At 40.7% G+C, this 18027-nt stretch carries 14 protein-coding genes (1 of these 14 cut by a window edge); 1 reads left to right on the plus strand and 13 read right to left on the minus strand.

All coding sequences use genetic code 11. The features are described from left to right. Positions 1 to 34 precede the first annotated feature (34 nt). The 13 genes from gor to IGK82_RS12995 all read right to left on the minus strand — a co-directional run bounded on the left by gor (position 35) and on the right by IGK82_RS12995 (position 17414). Complete coding sequence (gene gor, locus IGK82_RS12935; protein ID WP_002354732.1) at positions 35 to 1384, minus strand: glutathione-disulfide reductase; 1350 nt, start codon at positions 1382 to 1384, stop codon at positions 35 to 37. Between the two features lie 86 nt (positions 1385 to 1470). Beyond that, positions 1471 to 1869 (minus strand): hypothetical protein, encoded by a 399-nt coding sequence (locus IGK82_RS12940; RefSeq protein WP_002358946.1) that lies wholly within the window; start codon positions 1867 to 1869, stop codon positions 1471 to 1473. Positions 1870 to 1937: 68 nt separating this feature from the next. After that, positions 1938 to 3491: a hydantoinase/oxoprolinase N-terminal domain-containing protein gene (locus IGK82_RS12945; protein WP_016622496.1), complete on the minus strand. Its 1554-nt coding sequence runs from the start codon at positions 3489 to 3491 to the stop codon at positions 1938 to 1940. Beyond that, positions 3492 to 4586 (minus strand): DUF917 domain-containing protein, encoded by a 1095-nt coding sequence (locus tag IGK82_RS12950; RefSeq protein WP_002354727.1) that lies wholly within the window; start codon positions 4584 to 4586, stop codon positions 3492 to 3494. 19 nt (positions 4587 to 4605) lie between these two features. Beyond that, positions 4606 to 5880 carry a cytosine permease gene (locus tag IGK82_RS12955; RefSeq protein WP_162491206.1) on the minus strand — a complete coding sequence of 425 codons (1275 nt, stop codon included), beginning with the start codon at positions 5878 to 5880 and terminating at the stop codon, positions 4606 to 4608. Between the two features lie 484 nt (positions 5881 to 6364). Continuing rightward, on the minus strand, positions 6365 to 7927 hold the full coding sequence (locus IGK82_RS12960) for a PucR family transcriptional regulator (RefSeq protein ID WP_002354724.1): 1563 nt from the start codon (positions 7925 to 7927) through the stop codon (positions 6365 to 6367). Positions 7928 to 7950: 23 nt separating this feature from the next. Further along, positions 7951 to 9198 (minus strand): peptidase U32 family protein, encoded by a 1248-nt coding sequence (locus tag IGK82_RS12965; RefSeq protein ID WP_002368523.1) that lies wholly within the window; start codon positions 9196 to 9198, stop codon positions 7951 to 7953. Between the two features lie 27 nt (positions 9199 to 9225). Further along, entirely contained in the window at positions 9226 to 10146 is a 921-nt protein-coding gene (locus tag IGK82_RS12970) for a peptidase U32 family protein (protein WP_016622278.1), read from the minus strand. A gap of 180 nt (positions 10147 to 10326) precedes the next feature. Then, a complete protein-coding gene (locus IGK82_RS12975) occupies positions 10327 to 11361 on the minus strand; it encodes an FUSC family protein (protein ID WP_002354721.1) in 1035 nt (344 codons plus the stop codon). Between the two features lie 268 nt (positions 11362 to 11629). After that, entirely contained in the window at positions 11630 to 14125 is a 2496-nt protein-coding gene (locus tag IGK82_RS12980; RefSeq protein WP_016622279.1) for an ATP-dependent Clp protease ATP-binding subunit, read from the minus strand. Positions 14126 to 14127: 2 nt separating this feature from the next. Continuing rightward, entirely contained in the window at positions 14128 to 14595 is a 468-nt protein-coding gene (locus tag IGK82_RS12985) for a CtsR family transcriptional regulator (protein ID WP_002354715.1), read from the minus strand. 304 nt (positions 14596 to 14899) lie between these two features. Continuing rightward, on the minus strand, positions 14900 to 16129 hold the full coding sequence (locus tag IGK82_RS12990) for an aminotransferase class I/II-fold pyridoxal phosphate-dependent enzyme (RefSeq protein WP_057086907.1): 1230 nt from the start codon (positions 16127 to 16129) through the stop codon (positions 14900 to 14902). Further along, on the minus strand, positions 16107 to 17414 hold the full coding sequence (locus IGK82_RS12995; protein WP_033624786.1) for a PTS sugar transporter subunit IIC: 1308 nt from the start codon (positions 17412 to 17414) through the stop codon (positions 16107 to 16109). Before IGK82_RS12995 ends, IGK82_RS12990 begins: the two co-directional genes overlap by 23 nt. A 145-nt stretch (positions 17415 to 17559) precedes the next feature. Here IGK82_RS12995 and IGK82_RS13000 point away from each other — a divergent pair, with 145 nt between their 5' ends. Next, positions 17560 to 18027: the 5' portion of a MurR/RpiR family transcriptional regulator gene (locus IGK82_RS13000; RefSeq protein ID WP_002354705.1), read on the plus strand. Its footprint extends 390 nt past the window's final position; 468 of the gene's 858 nt are visible here — the first part of the coding sequence; its start codon is at positions 17560 to 17562; the stop codon falls past the right edge of the window.

Genomic DNA, 18027 nt, shown 5'->3' on the forward strand with positions numbered 1-18027 from the left:
GATGCAACGCTCTTTTTTGGGGTTTATTCGCCTTTTATCGCATTGTTACAAATTCTTCTGAGCCTGTTGGATGAATCGCAACAGTATTATCAAAATCAGCTTTGGTCGCGCCCATTTTAATAGCGACTGCAAAGCCTTGTAGCATTTCGTCAACACCGATGCCGATGCCATGCAAACCGACAATTTTTTCTTCTTTGCCGACACAGATTAATTTCATGTCGCATTTTTGACGGTATTCTCCTAAAGCGAAATACATTGGCGTAAAGCTAGAGCGATAGATTTTCACTTGGTCTTCACCATATTCTTCAAGCGCTGCTTTTTCCGTCAAGCCAATTGTCGCAACTGGTGGATGGGTAAAGACCACCGTTGGTACCAAGTTATAATCCAAATATAAATCGGTTTGTCCGTTAAATAAGCGTTCAGACAAGCGCCGACCAGCGGCAATCGCAACTGGCGTTAAGTCGATTTTCCCAATGACATCGCCGACTGCGTAGATGCCATTTTGCGTGGTATTTTGGAATTTATCTACTTTGACGTAGCCTTTTTCATCAAGGGCTACTTTCGTATTTTCTAAGCCTAATTGATCCGTGTTCGGCTGACGGCCTGTCCCGAAAATCACGGCATCTGTCGTGATTGATTCACCATTTTCAAATGTAATAACGTACTCATTCTGCGCCGTTTTTTCAATTTTAGCTGGTGTTGCATTCGGATGAATTTGCATGCCCATTTCTTGATAGCGTTCTACGACTTTTTCAGAAAGCATGTCATCAAAGCTTCGTAATGGTCGTTCATGACGGAAGGCCCAATGTGTTTCTGCGCCTAAGCCATGTAAGGTTCCTGCTAATTCGGCTGCGATATAACCCGCACCGACAAAGACCACACGTTTTGGCATTTCTTCTAACGCAAAGAAGCCGTTTGAATCTAAGGCATATTCTTCTCCTGGAATCCCTAGTTTTTTCGGACGACCACCTGTCGCGATTAAAATGTGCGGCGCCGTATATTCTGTCCCATTGACTTCAATTGTTTGCTCCCCAGTAAACGTAGCGTAACCATGGATACGTTCAATGTTGTTACTGTCTAAACCACGATTATACGCACCATGTAAGAAGTCAATATATTTTTCACGATTTTCAACTAATTGTTTAAAGCTAAAATTTTTGATTTCAACATCAAACCCGTAGCCTGCTGTGTCTCTTTCCATCATTTCCATCATGCTGCTGGCTTGCCACATGACTTTTTTAGGCACACAACCAACGTTGACACAGGTCCCACCAATTTCGTTGCCCTCAATTAAAAGGACGTTGGCTCCGTGCATTCCTGCGCGGTTAGCAGAAGCAATCCCGCCACTACCGCCACCAATAACAATATAATCATAGGTTTTCATTTATTCTGGCTCCCTTTCAATTTGAACTTTCTCCCTTATTATCGCAAAAAATAGCAAAAAAAGACAGTCGTATTACTTACTTTTGTTTAGTTTTCTGCTGCTTCTGTTTCATGGATTCGTTCCGTAAAAGCACTGGGGGAAAGGAATTCAATCGTAGCATTGTCGAAGGGAATTCCTAAATCTTCTTTCGTTACGTTTGGGTTCATTGTAATGACGTAAAGTGTTTTGCCTAAGGAAAGTGCAATCCCAATTTCTAAATAACTTAGTCGGTCAAAGTCACCATTAATAAAAACGTAGGTTGCTTCGTGAAGATACCGTTTTATCACTTCAATATCTGTAAACATTCCGGTTTGAACACAATCTGCTAACCCGAAGCCCACTGCACCCATACAGCCATGCTCATCTTCAAACAGCTGAGGATCTACCAAAAGGTCCGTTTGAATACGAGGGTTTTGACCAATTTGGTAGGCGAATAATTTAGCCATAGTTATTCCTCCTTCTTTTACTATAGCACAAAAAGGAAACCCTCATATGCCAGAGGATTTCCTTTCTTTTAATACATGTTCCCAACCACTTTTACTCGTAAGCGGGTTGCATTTTCTGGATGATAGGCGAGTGGTGTTTCTTCCACCTCGACTAACTCGATTGTGCCAGGGACTGCACCCGCAAGTTCGGCTTGTTGGACGGCTTTTTCTTGGGCATCGACCAACGCCGCGTCCCGTTGGATTTTTGAATAGACATAAATTTGTTCGTATTGTCCGCTAATCTGAGCGATAGAGGCACCGATGGCATTCGCCACTGCTCCGTTTTCGTTGCGAATTAGCGCTTTAACGCCTGTCAATTCTTCGGGGATGATAATACTCCCACCACCAACTAAAACGACCGTCACGTCTGCGGAACTGGTCTTCATGCGATCAATCGCTTCACTGACCAATTCGCCAATTTTTAGGTACACTTTTTCCGCAAACGCTTGGTCTAAATGAGCCACTTTGCTAGGATCACCGACTTGGGCATGGCCTAAGCGAACCGCGATATCAGTGGTCGTTAATTGTGTGCCGCCAAAAACAAGGGCCTCTTGTGTAATACGGTAGCCGACACTATCGGGGCCAACTGTCACAGAACCATCTGGTTGTTCACGCACTAGACTGCCGCCGCCGACACCGATTGACACGATATCTGGCATTCTAAAATTGGTCCGTACCCCGCCAACATCAACGGCCAGTGAAGATTCTCTTGGAAAGCCATCCACTAACACGCCAATGTCGGACGTTGTGCCACCAACATCTAAAACAACCGCATCTTTCAAGCCAGCTAAGTATGAAGCGCCACGAATACTATTGGTTGGTCCACAAGCAATGGTTAAAATAGGAAACTGTTTGGCATACGTTAACGACATTAACGTACCATCATTTTGACATAAGTACACTTGGGCGTGATGAATTTTTTCTTGTTCTAAGGCTTGTTCAAAGCCTTCGCTGGTCACTTTAATTACTTTGTGCAACGCAGCATTCAAAATTGTCGCATTTTCCCGTTCAATTAAACCGACAGACCCAATCATTGAGGAGCAAGATACAGGAACATCTGCCCCTAACACTTCCTTAGCAAGTGCTTGAACAAACAATTCTTGGTCATTTTTTAAAGAAGAAAAAACGCCAATTACTGCGATTGCCTCTACTTCTCCTCGCCAAGAGGCCAAAATTCCACGTAATTCTTCTTCGTCCAGTGCAGTCAATGGTTGTCCATCATATTCGTAACCGCCATGTGCTAAAGCATACGTTTCTGAAAGAGTGGCCACTAAATCCTCGGGCCAAGCTGTGTAAGGCAAGACCGAAGCGGTTGCTGGATAGCCCAAACGAAGGACCCCAACTTTTGCTAATTTTTTTCGCTCAACAATGGCATTCGTACATTGGGTCGTGCCCAACATTGCATGTGTGACTTTGGTTGGGTCCACTGCTGATTCTGCCAAGACTTTATTTAAGGCACCGGCAATCCCTGTTTGAATATCATCGGTTGTTGGAACTTTCACTGAATGAATCAAGTTTAATTGATGATCTAAAATAACAGCATCTGTATTTGTGCCGCCGACATCGATACCGATTTTATACATTTATTTGTCCTCCTTCGCTACTAAGTTTTCTAGTGGTTGATAATCCATTTCGTAGCCGAAATACCGAGGACCCACTGTTTCGATACCTTTTTTCGTTCGCCAAGCGGCATTCGCTTTCAAGCCCATTACTTGGACACGTTTGCCGTATTTCAAGCTTTCTGTTGTCACAGGCGTTAAAGTTTCTAAATCTACCATACAAATCAAATCAGGCGTCATCGCAATCACCTGACCATCTTTCTCGGCAATTAAATTTTCATTTTGAAAATGGACGACTGCTTCTGAACCAGCATCACTGTTTAAGCCACTCAATTTGACACGTCCCAAATTGAAGCCACCTTTTACTTCTCGTTCCACATCTAGAATTTTTCCTTGGAACAATTCAAAGCCATCCGTAACTTCTACTAATGCTTGGCGTTTTTCTTGTTCATCTGCATAGGTACCTCGAATCACTTTGCCAATTTCTTCTGATAATGTCACGATGTTGTGAATACCATAGTCTTGTAATTGTTTGCCTGTCGCGGGATAAATGCTCACTAAAGCACTGGCGCCCATTTCAACCGTTTGAACACGAGCAAGACGTTCTGTCCAAGTATTATCAATCGTTTCCATAATGCCGATATTTCCTTTTTCATCGGTAATTGCCATAGGGGTCGCTGACATCCCATTCAAATGGAACGTTACCATAGGCAATTCTGGAAAGGCCCGACCCATACCATCACAATCCACCAAGGGAATGCCTAGCTTCGCTGCAACAACAATTGGAATCATTGAATTGACGCCCCCAGCTTCCATTGGAAAGGTTCCCGCAATCGTTTCTTGGTCTAAATATTTTCCTAACTTCTCAAAGACACGGACGAATTCGTCGCCTTTGGGAAATTTTTCAATTGCGACAGATGGGGCACCCATCATTGCGGCTGGTAGGAAAAAATCCTCCGCAGCTATCTCTTCTGGAGAAACCAGTTTGACAGGTCCGTTTTCTTCGATGGCGGACAAAGCCATCATTTTACCAATGTAGGGATCACCGCCACCTCCTGTCCCTAAAAACGCTGCTCCTGTAGCTATATTCTCAATTGCTTCTGCATCTAAATAACGCATTCTCCGACACTCCTCTTCTTCATTCCATTTCTAATGATTCGGTGTTCGTCTGTTGACGTTTTGCACCGAAATAATAAATAACAAACGATAAAACAATGCCAATTAGCGGTTGGTTAGGCAATTGAGGGGCATTGGGAAAGAAACTCATAATCACCGGAATGCCCCCCACTGCAGCACCAATTAGCCATGAAAAAACACCTAATTTATTCACGCCAGGCGTTGGCTGCCATTTGGTTCGATCGCCTTTGTTAATCAACCAATAGGCAGCAATCATTACACCAGCCACTGGTGGCACCATCGCAGAAAGGACGGACATAATCGGCGTAAAGTAATTTAAAATCCCCACAACTGCTAATAAGGTTCCAATGGCGCCGGCCGCACCGACAGCGACTTTTTCTTTTTCTTTTGGAATATCAAAGACATTAATCAAGGCCAGTCCGCCAGAAAAAGCATTCACGGCATTCGTGGTCCAAGTTGCTAAAATTAGCGCAATAATTCCTAAAACTGGAAAACCGAGATTCATAAAAATTTCCGTGATATCTGCGGTGTTCGATGCAATGGTCAAGACCGCACCAACGCCAATCATCAACAAGCCTGTCGGTAAAATCCCTAAGGTGGCCGCTTTGACCACATCTTTACGAGAAGAAACATATTGAGAGTAATCTCCAGCAATTACTGCGCCTAATGCAAAAGAACCGACAGTCATTGAAAGACCTGACATAAAGCTTCCTGCTGTTTGAGGGGTATATTGACTAACAGCCGCCCAACCGTTGTTTCTTAACGAAGCCACCAAGCCATAAAGACAAACCAGAACTAACACAGGAACCGCAAAATAATTCAGAATTTTCAATATTTTTATGCCATAAAGAGCCGAAATAAGCATGATAATTCCCCAGATTAAGGAAGAAAGCGACACAGGTAAATCAATGCCGTAAATTTTTAAAAAGTTTGTGAAGGCGCCGCCGCTGACATTGGCTTGCAAACCAAACCAACCTAAGCAAGCAATCGCTAGAATAATAGAAATGATCTTTTGCGAACCTTGAATGCCAAACACTTGAGAAGCGACTTTGACAGAAGGTTCTTGTAAGTCGGAACTTTGAATTCCTTGTAAAATCATTAAAATAACAATAATACCGTAACCAATAAATCCTGTTAACAAAGCTTCCCATAAAGGCATGCCTGCAACTAACGTTCCTCCAATAATTAATCCTGGCACGCTAATCATTGCGCCCGCCCAAACAAATGCTAAGCTAAGCCACGATTGTTGTTGCTCGTTTTTTAATTTCATTCTCATTCCTCCTTAATTATTTTTTCAATTATAACGAAAAATCAGTCATAGGTCTTTTTCAAATTTAAAAAAATATCAAGGAAGTTTTGGCTTAAAATAAAAAAGAGACAAGAACCTGGGACAAAAATCACTTTGGATTTTTGTCCCAGGCTTAAAAATTGATAAACGGCGGAAACAGAAGCAACTCCTTCGGAAATAAGCCGAAATTGTTGAGAATCACGAAGAACGTAGTGATTCGATGATGAACAATACCTACTTGGTCTCCAAAAATTAAAGAACACCGGGTAGGTATCATGCAACATCAACTCGTACCTCGTTGTGTTTTATGACAATTTTCGGAAATTCCTTCTTATTGCTGAGAAACACTATTTGCAAAGCAAATAGATGACATCTGCGATTACTCGATGTATTTGAGCCTTTGAGAGTGTTGAACAGTACCTACGTGGTTCTCGGAGTTAAACACTTCTGTCCCGACCTCTGTCTGCTTTTTTCATTCATTCGTGACCAAGCGATATAAGATCATCGCCAAATAGACTTCATAGGCTTCGGCGGCGTTGGTCATATCATAGCCGAGCGCTTCATTAATTTTACTGATACGATATTTGACCGTATTTTTATGAACAAATAGGCGTTCCCCGCATTCTTTAAAATCACTACTTGCATCTAGTAAAAACGTTCCTAATGTCATTAACTGCTCTGATTCTTTTAAGAGAGGTTGGATAACTGCTAAGCGTTGTTGGATTGCTTCTTCTCCTGCTTGGAGACACGTCATCATTTGTTGAACTGTACGAATTTCCGCGATTGATAACACTTTTCTTTGTGGATAGACGCGCTTTAAAAACGGCGCGACTTGATTAGCGGTTTGGTAGCTGACACGCACTTCAGTCGTGTTACGAACTTTCGGACAAAGGATGATTTCACCTAAATAGTCCTGATAGTCTGTGGCTTGCAAGTATTCTTTACTAATCGTGGCTTCAGGCTGTTTGTGTAAATAATTACCTAAGAGAACAATCAGGTAATTTTCTGTTTGCTGGACAATCGTTGTTTGGTAATAGTAACGTAGGAAATCTTTCAAATCTTGCTGAATAGCGTGGATTTCTTGTCCTTGTTGCCAAATAGGCAAAAGCCACATCGTTTCGACAGAAGAAATATCAATCATTAATTTTTTGGCTAATTGGTACATCTTATCACTTTCATCGTTAATGATTGCTTGGACTAAGGCATACTCACTGACTTCGTCATAGTTTTTCCCCCATAAATTCAGAGCCATCTGAACGACTTCCACCGCTTGATTCATCTCAAAAGAGGTTAACTGCTCTTCTTCTCGAATGAAGTAAAGCTTCAATGTTTGTCCATCTTTCTGAGGAAGTTTTTGCGAGGTAATGAAGTAGGTCGTTTCTCCCAGCGCTACTTTCTCTTGTGATTGATAAAGTAACTTGGTTAAGGGCAATTTCGTGCTTCGCGGCCAATTGATGGTGCTGATGATTTCATTGGTATATGTGGTTAACGCAATGTTGACTTTTAAAAAATCGGATAGGATTTTCAAGGTCATTTCCACACTGCGGTTTTGTTCAGGCAAAAGGGAAACTTTTTCCAAGAGGTCCGTTGCAAAAGAAGCCATTTTATTTTTATTGACTAACAATTTCATGACTTCATAAATGACTTCGTTGTAGCGTAATGTGGGATCATTTTTAGGCATTTGGATTAAAATAAAACCTAAAGAATCCGCTAATTGAATCACTTCCTCTGCAACTTTCGGTACGATAATCCCAACGTAGTACAAGATTAGGCCTACTTCGCCTAATTCATGGAGATGCCGAATCGTTTCGCATTGCTTCACCACATCATGACGAATGGCACAAAATGAACCAATCAAAATTTCGCCAGCATGGTATTCATTTGTTTTGTGAAGTTTTTCCGAAAACAAAGACATATCAGAGACTTCTAAAAAAGAAAGAGAAGCAACAGATGTGTCCAATTGGTTTTTACCAGAAAGTACCGTTGCTTCTCGCAAAGACGGTAATTTTAATAAATCATTCACGCGGACACTCATATTTACTCCTCCTTTTGGCTGGTTTATTTTTTCTTACGAATCATATCGCCGACTGCAACAGGTTGCGTCACTTCCATTGTTAATAACATCATGGGATTAGGTGCCCGATCGATCGCTTCACCGTCTTCATTATACATCTCTTTAACGGTTTGGTGGAAATGGGTAAACCCGGGACCATAAAATTCAATTTCATCGCCGACACTGAAAAGGTTCCGTTGACGAATCGTTGCGACTTGCGTCTTTTCGTTGTACGCAATCACTTCGCCAACAAATTTATATTGTGGAATTTTACGACGTTCGCCGAATAATTGTTCATTTTCACTTGGTGTATTGTAATAAAAACCAGTTGCTAATTCACGTTGTGCTACTTTCCATAATTCATCAATCCACTCTTGTTGGCAGACATAGTTTTCAGGGTCTTCCATGTAAGAATCGACGGCTTTTTTATACACATTAGCGACTGTCGAAACATAGTGAATGGATTTCATGCGACCTTCAATTTTAAAACTATCGACACCATTTTCAATTAATTCTGGAATATGTTCAATCATAGACATATCTACGGCGCTCATTGAAAACTCTTCTTCAACTTCCCCTTCACTGGTTTTGCTCCGACGTTCTGTCCCAAAAGGCATATCAAATAACTCATATTTCCAGCGACAAGATTGAGAACAACCGCCACGATTGGCATCCCGCATCGACATATGATTGGACAAAGTACAACGTCCTGAATATGAAATACACATTGCTCCATGAATAAAGGCTTCAATCTCAATGTCCGTATTTTCACGAATCGCTGCAACTTCCTCCATTGAAACTTCGCGCGCTAATACCACACGTTCTAAGCCTTCATTTTTCCAAAATTCTAATGTTTCATAGTTGGTTGCTGAAGCTTGTGTCGATAAATGGATAGGTAAACCTGGTGCTTCTGTCGCACAAATTTCGATTAAAGCTGGATCGGAAACAATCACAGCTGAAATTCCGATGTCTCGCAATTCTCTGAAAAACGCTCCTGCCCCTTCCTGGTTTCCTTCATGAGTGACCATATTGGCAGCGACATAAACTTTCGCATTATGTTCGCGGGCAAAAGCTACGCCTTCCGCCATTTCTTCTGGCGTGAAATTTCCTGCGCGGCTACGCAGACCGTAGGCATTCCCTCCGATATAAACGGCATCGGCACCGTAACGAATTGCGACTTTTAGTTTTTCTAGCGTCCCGGCTGGAGCCAACACCTCGGGACGCTTCAATGTTCGTTCTGTCATTACTTTCATGTTCTTCTTCCCCTTAAATGAATCAATTTATTTTATTGCATCGGCACTTAAATCAAAGAAACCATTGTCTAAGCCACGACCTGTTGGATGTAATTTTTCAATTTCAGCTGTTGCATGAGCTGCTTGATCTTCTGACCAAGTTCCCGCTTCAAGTGCTGCTTTCGCTTCAGCAAATAAGCGAGCAATCGCGACAAAATTTTCACCTGGTGTGTAAAGGCCATCGAGCTTCCATGTACGATAGTGATGGTCATACAAGTTTGTTAACTCATTCATCAAGTTCACATCGTTATTGGCAAAAATATGCGTACCATGACTATCTTCATAAATGGAATAGTGGGTTTCTGGTTTTTTGGGTTCAGAAATAAACAGCCCTTCGTCTTTCGTAACCCCTTTGTCGTTCTTTGTGTAATTGTAGTAATTTTGAATTAATGGGCGTTTCGATTGATGAATACAGGTCGCCCCATAGACAAGAATTTCAGCTGGAACTGCTAAGTTTTCTTCCATTGCGACCATTTCTTCAAAAGGTACTTCCCGAGCTAGGACAGCTCCGATGGCTCCTCGTTTACTCCAAAAATTGATTTGACGTGAGCTCGTTACTAAGGTTTCACCATCATAAACGTAAGGAATTTCTAATCCATTTCGTTGCATAATAAACACAATACCTGGATCACCCAAAGTAATTTTATCGACGTTGATTTCTTTTAAAAATGTCAGATACTCTGGGACTAATTTCATTTTTTCAGGGTGCATAATGCCATTTACTGCAACTAGCACTTGTTTGCCCATTTCATGTGCACGTTTCACAATCTCGCGTTGTTCATCTCGTGTAAAAGATACGGGCAAACGCAACCCGAATGTTTCTTCTCCAATATATAATGTATCCACACCTGTTGCGAGTAATTCTACAGCCTGCTCAACAGATTCTGCAGTTGCAATCAGTTCAATCATAAATATAGCCTCCTTCTTTATGACCGTTTAATAGTATCATACGTTCACAAACTTTAAAAGAGCCTATCTGTATTAAACGTACATTTTTCACAATGTTTCCGAAAAAAATCTTGGTAGAGAAGCGCCATCCGCTTACCTACCAAATGCTCTTTTTTTAATTACTGGTCATCTGTTCTTTGGTCACTCGTTCAAGTGATATTTTCGTTCATAAAACGTTACTACAACGGTGAATAGCCACGCTGCCGCTAAGCCTAACAAGCTGCCTAAAACAATCCCCAAAAAGCGGAATTGAATCAACGTTATCACGTACTGCTGACGAACGAGCAATGAAAGCATCAGAGCCATAGGCGTTGTGAAAAATTGCGCCAATCCATAATTACGACGAATAAAATACTCAACGGTCACAAATAAGATTGTAATCACGACAATCGATTCAAAAGTTGTCAAAGCTAAATTAAGCAGAAAAGCGGAAATAACCAATCCAATCGTTGTGCCAAAAATTCGCTGAATATTTCGCTGCTTAATCGCACGTAAATTGTCTCCTTGTAAAATGGATGCACAGGAAACGACTAACCAATACGGATTCTGTAAATGTAAACTTTCGCTGATATATACAGCAAAAAATAAGACAAAGCTATAATATATGCTATCTAATGGCGCTTCTGGATGCCGATAAATTCGTTCCCGTAATGATCGCTTAGCTAGCGGGGCACTGATTTCCTTCTCTGTAAAATGCAACACTAGTGCAAACAAAATAGAAAAGCCAATGCCTAATAACATACAGCCACTCATGAACGGAATTTTTGCTAACGGAATACTCGTACTGGCACCCATCGCTGTCACCATCACACCAAAGAAGGCCCCTGGTTTTGAAATATCGTAGACTTCAAAGAAAAAGCGGCCACCAAAACCGACCAGTGCAACAACAATGGGAATAAGCCATGCAATATGGGTCGATAACATGCCTAACAAATTTCCTAAAAAAAGGTAACTACCGACCACAGATAAACGAGTCATTAACTGTTTTAATGGTAGCGGCTGATAATATAAAAAAGTAAAAATACCTAACGAGCCAAAGCTTGAAATCAATAATTGATGATTGATATAGCCCAAAAAAAGAATGCTGAACATAACCAAGCCAGCAAACACTAGTCGAAAAGGATTATCCTTTGGACGCTGATAATGTAGTAATTCTCGAAAAAAAGATTGTTCCATTCCATCACCCCTCCTTATTAACGTAGCACAGAAAAATCAATCTGGCAATTCTCAAAAAGAAATCGCCACTGGAAAATAGAAAAAGGAGCGTGGGACAAAAATCACTTTGGATTTTTGTCCCACGCTCAAAAACTGATAAACGGCGGGAACAGAAGCAACCCCTTCGGAAATAAGCCGAAATTCTCCAAAAATTAAAGAACAATTTTCGGAAATTCCTTCTTATTTCTCGGAGTTAAACACTTCTGTCCCGACCTCCTTTGCATCTCATCTATACAGTTTGTAATTCTTTCGCTTCTGTCTTTGGTGCTTTTGGTGCCCGCACATTTAACGTAATTTTGCCTTTGCTAGCACCTAAGGTTACTTTATCCCCTAACTGAATTTGACCAGAAAGAAGGGCTTCACTTAAACGATCTTCCACTTCTTTTTGCAAGGCCCGACGAATTGGACGTGCGCCATATTCTGGATCAAACCCGACTTTACCAATAACTTCAATTGCAGCTGGTGTGATTTTCACTTTAACCTCTTGTTCGGCCATCCGTTTCACGACAGATTGACTCATAATTTTTACGATTTCATGAATTTCCTCTTGTTTCAAGGAATGGAAGACAACCGTTTCATCAATTCGGTTTAAGAATTCTGGACGGAAGGCTTTTTTCAATTCTTCCATGATTCGTTTTTGCATTAATTCATGATTTTTAGAAATGTCTTTCACATTGAAGCCGACATGTTTTTCTTCACGAATCGCTGTTGCTCCTAGGTTGGAGGTCATGATTAAAATCGTGTTACGGAAATCGACTTTTCGTCCTTTGGCATCCGTTAAATGGCCATCATCTAAGACTTGTAATAAAATATTAAAGACATCTGGATGGGCTTTTTCTACTTCATCTAGCAAAATAACGGAATAAGGACGTTGACGAATTTTTTCAGTTAGTTGGCCGCCTTCTTCGTAGCCGACATAACCTGGAGGAGAACCGATTAAACGGCTAGTACTGTATTTTTCCATAAACTCAGACATGTCCACGCGAATCAAAGCTTCTTCGCTGCCAAACATCGCTTCGGCTAAGGCTTTGGCAAGTTCCGTTTTCCCAACCCCTGTTGGTCCTAAGAACATGAAGGAACCAATCGGTCTTGCTGGGTCTTTCAAGCCACTACGCGCACGACGGATAGCGCATGAAACAGCTTCAACTGCTTCATTTTGGCCAACGACCCGTTGATGTAAAATGGTTTCTAATTCCATCAATCGTTCGCTTTCTTTCTTCTCTAGCTGTTGCAAAGGAACGCCTGTCCATTGTGAAACGACTCCAGCCACGTCTTCTTCTGTTACTTGCGTACTGTAACCAGACAGACTTTTTTCTTTCACTGCAATCAATTCTTCTAGTTTTTCCATCACTTGTTTTTCTTTTTGACGAATCCGAGCGGCACTTTCAAATGATTGATTTTGAATGGCCTCTTCTTTTTCCGTAATTAATTGAGAAATTTCGGTACGCAATTCATTAATTTCTGAAGGTTGATCTGCCTTGTCTAAACGAACTTTTGCTGCAGATTCGTCCATTAAATCAATTGCTTTATCTGGTAATTGGCGGTCATTTAAATAGCGAATCGATAATTGAACCGCTGCATGTAGAGCTTCATCTGTAATTTCTACGCCATGATGTTTTTCATAGCGTGAACGCAAGCCTTTTAGAATTTCTTCTGCTTCTTCTGGCGTTGGTTCTGCTACTTGAATACGGGCAAAACGACGTTCCAAAGCGGCATCTTTTTCAATATATTTTTGGTATTCATCCAGAGTTGTCGCACCAATTGTTTGCAACTCGCCACGTGCTAAAGCAGGTTTTAAAATATTTGAAGCATCAATCGCCCCTTCTGCACCGCCAGCACCGATCAAGGTATGCAATTCGTCGATAAATAAAATGACTTGTCCATCTTGATAAATTTCATCGACAACTTTTTTCAAGCGATCTTCGAACTCACCTCGATATTTAGTTCCAGCAACCAAGGCACCCATGTCTAGCATCATTAAACGTTTGCCTTGCATATCTTCAGGGACTTCCCGGTTGACAATTTTCTGGGCTAAGCCTTCTGCTATCGCTGTTTTCCCAACACCTGGTTCACCGACTAAGACAGGATTGTTTTTGGTACGGCGACTCAAAATTTGGATCAAACGACGGACTTCGGTCCCGCGACCAACTACTGGATCCAAGCTTTGTTCTCGTGCTAACTTGGTTAAATCTCTTGCTAAAGAATCCAATGTTGGCGTCCCTTGTGGCGCATTTTTACTTTGACCATTCCGACGACGTTGTGCGCCATTGGGTTCGGAAACGCCCATTTTTTTCAATAATAATTGACGCATTTTGGATAAGCTTAATCCTAAATTCACTAAAATTCTAGACGCTAAAATTTCTTCGTCTCTTAACAAGCCTAATAATAAATGCTCGGTACCAATCTTTTGAGCCCCTAAGCGCTTCGCTTCATCTCCAGCATAGGCAAAGATTTGTTTGGCTCTTGGTGAATAAGGTAAGTATAAGTTGTTATTTCCCATTGGACTTTGCATGGTGCCATAGCCACTTAAATGCTCAATTTCTTCACGGATGTCTTCTGTGTCAGTATTCAATTGTCGTAATGTTTTTCCGGCAATCCCATTCGGTTCTAAAACGAGTGCTAATAATAAATGCTCAGAACCGACGGATTGGTGACGAAAATACTTCGCTTCTTCTTGGGCAATCGCCAGTACGGCTTTCGCACTTTCTGTAAATAGTTCATCCATAGTTATTCCTCCTCATAGCTCAAGCGCTCTAAAAATGAACGCATTATTTGAGCTCTTAGAAAATCTTCGTGATTCCCCAGACCATTCAATGTGCTTTTACTTAAAGCAGCTAGCATTAAATTGCCTTCCTTTTTCGTAATCACTTCTTCTTCATACAATGTTTGAATAAATGTTAGCGCATCTTTTTCTGTTAAGGTTGCGCCAATCAATTGATCCATTTGTTTTAGTAATTGATCGTTATCTGAAATTTGTACTTTGACAATGCGAATATAGCCGCCTCCACCACGTTTACTTTCAACTGCGTAGCCTCGTTGGATGGTAAAACGTGTATTAATTACATAGTTAATTTGTGAAGGAACGCAATTAAATAAATTAGCCATTTCCGCCCGACGGATTTCAATTTTATTACTTTCTTCTAAAATCTTTTTTAAATAAGCCTCGATTAAATCTGACGTATTTTGATTACTCATAGTCTTCCATCCTTCTTCTCTCTTGACTAATATTGACCATTATTATATCGAACTTTGCCTATTAAATAAAGAGGAACGCTTTGACTTTAATAAAAAAATGCAAAACAGGAGGAGCAACCTCAGTCAAACTGACTTAAGTTCCCCTCCTAAAATTGAAAATATGTTATTGAATCACAGAGGCTGAGACAAAAGTGTTTAGCTCCAAGAAATAAGAAGAAATTTCCGAAAATTGTTCTTTAATTTTTGGAGAATTTCGGCTTATTTCCGAAGGAGTTGCTTTTGTTCAGCTGATTATCTTAATGTCTCACAAAAACGATTCTTCGCCATAGGCTTGATCTAAGGCTTGTTGAATATCTTCGATAATAGATGTTGGCTCTTCCAAACCAACATACATGCGAATGTGCGCTGGCGACAAGCCTCTTTTCTGAACAGCTGCCAAGTTATTGCCTTTGAATACAGGCAAGGCCAAACTTTCAAAGCCACCCCAACTGACCCCAATTGTGACCAGCGTCAATGCATTCACAAATGTTTTCAAACGTTCAAAATCGGTATCTTTTAAATCAATCGCAAACAATGAGCCATAACCTGTTAAATATTTTTCTGCTAACGCTTGTTGTTGTTGATTTCCTACAAAAGGATGATATAAGCGGCTGATTCGCGGATCCTTTTGCAAAGCCAACAGCACCGTTTGGATGGCTTGAGACTGATGCGCCAACCGAACAGGCATGGTACGAATACCTCGTAACGCTAACCAAGAATTGAAGGGACTATTGACTGCTCCTAAAGCTTGATGACCATGTTCAAAAATTTGATCTACAAGCGCTGCTTTGCCAATGACAGCCCCTGCTACAATATCCGAATGACCACCAATATATTTGGAACAAGAATGAATCACTAGGTCCACATTATGGCATAAAGGATGCTGAAATAACGGTGACGCCCACGTGTTATCAATGACAGTGTATGCGCCGATTTTTTGTGCTAACGCAGTTATTTTTTCTAAATCTAGCAGTTCAAACTTTTGTGAGGACGGACTTTCAAAGTAAATGACTTTGGTGTTTTCCTGAACAAATTGAAAAAGTTCTTCTGTTTCTGCAACGTCTACTTTGGTCAAGGATACGCCAAATTTCTCTAAATATTGCACAAACGAAACAGATTCTCCATAAATTGTATTGACCATTAAAACATGATCGCCTTGTTGGAGCAACGTAAACAGCGTTGCCGAAATAGCGCCCATTCCTGAGGCAAAAACTTTACATTTTTCTCCACGTTCCAAACGAGCAATTTTTTTCTCTAAAATTTCTGTTGTGGGGTTGGTGCCACGTGTGTAAACATAATTATTTTTTTCATCTATACTCGCTGCCATAAATTCTTCGTAAGTTGGAAAATAAAAGGAAGAGGTTTGAACCAACTCGGGCACCATCGGATGATACGTTTTTTCCATTCCTTTTTCCACTTCACAGCAAATATTTTCATCATTCTCAACATGCATTTCCTTCACTCCTCTTTCTCTACAATGTTTCTGGTACTTCATGGGCTTCTTCTTTTTGATATTGTCGATCTAAGGCTTTTACAAATGGATAATAAATAACGACACTAGCCGCAACAGCTAAAACTTGCGTCACTGCACCTTGCCATTTTCCCACTAAAAAGCCCGAAAACAGAAAGGGGGTAGCCCATGGTGCTTGAATGTTTGTAAACATTGGCATGAACCCAATTTTCATTGACAGAAAGGCAATCAAGACCGATACAATCGGCGCGACCGCAATCGGAATCAATAATAAAGGGTTAAAAATAACTGGGAGTCCAAAAATCAAGGGTTCATTAATGTTGAAAAATGCTGGAACAAACGAAATTTTCGACATGGCTTTCATTCTAGACGAATGTCCGACGATGGCCATTGCAATAGCCAAGCCAATCGTGCAACCAGCGCCTCCAATTGTAGCAAATTGATCGAGCATTTGGACCGTGCCAAAGTTGCCATTTTGAGCAGTTAATTGTCCTAATTCCGCTAAGCTTTGGTTTTTGTCTGCATTCGCATATAAAATAGGATATAGCATGGAATTGATGACAGTTGGATGAATCCCAAACCACCAGAACAGTCCATTTAAGCCAGCCACAATAATAATTGCAAAAGGGGTTCCGATTAAACCTTGCAGTGGCGCTTGAATCACCGCATAAATTAATTGTGGGAAGTAATCCGCAAACGAAAGCCCAATCCCATTAATCAATAAAGCCACCGCTACCACAAAAATCCCAGGAATCAATGCACTAAAAGCTTGGCTCACCATAGAAGGCACGCTTTCAGGCATTTTGATGACTAATTTTTTCTTAATACAGAAACGAGTCAACTCAACCGAAAGAATTGACATAATAATGGCCGTAATCACCCCTTGCGTTCCTAACCAATCAAACGATAAAACTTTCGTCACAACTTCGCCTGATTCAGTGGTCACCGTTTTCGGTAAAACGACTACGTAAGCGACAATTCCTAAAATTAATGAAGTTAAACGATCCATTTCGTAACTTTCCGCCAATTTATAGGACATCGTCCCGGCAAAAATAATTCCCATCATGTTGAAAGTCGCTCGATAAGCTGGTGAAATCATATCCGCCCAACCTGCACCGAAAATTCCAGCCATAAAATCGCCATACCCTGCTACTGGAAAATCTGTAATCAACATAAAAATCGATCCAATAATTGTTAACGGCATAATTGCAAAAAAACCATTTCTTAAGGCTTGAAAATAACGTAAACTTGTAATCCTTGAAACTTTAGGCACTACGGCTTGCTCCACCCAGTTTGTTAACTTATCCATTTCACTTCTCTCCTTAATCCTTTGTGATATCCTCATCATAAAGAAACCGCTTTCTGATGTAAATACAACTAACTGATTCTGTAACTATGTTTCATAATTCATACGCTTAAGGTATACTGAAAGCGAAACAAAGTACCACAGAGAGGTGAACCCATTGAATCTAATCGAATGTTTAGAACAAAAAGAACGCTATACATATAACGAAGGGCTAATTATTGATTTTATTTTATCTCATACTGAACGAGTCCTGCATATGTCGATTTATGAACTAGCAGAAGCCACCAACTCTTCAACTTCCACGATTGTTCGTTTGTGTAAAAAAACAGAAACTAGCGGTTTCAAAGAATTTAAAATCCGCTTGTCCCGCGACTTAGAAATTCACTACCAAGCAATCCGGAATGTTGATGCGAATATGCCTTTTTTAGCGCAAGATTCTGATTTACTAATTGCCAAGAAAATTGCGCAGTTAACGACTGAAACTGTTCAATCCACCCAACAGTTATTAACCGAGGCCATGTTAAATAAAAGCATTGATTTACTTTTAACCGCTGAAAATATTTTAGCAGTGGGTGTCAGTAACTCCTACATTCGCTTAACGGATTTTCAAACAAAG

The organism is Enterococcus sp. AZ197, from assembly GCF_050556405.1.
GTDB classification, from domain to species: Bacteria; Bacillota; Bacilli; order Lactobacillales; family Enterococcaceae; genus Enterococcus; species Enterococcus faecalis.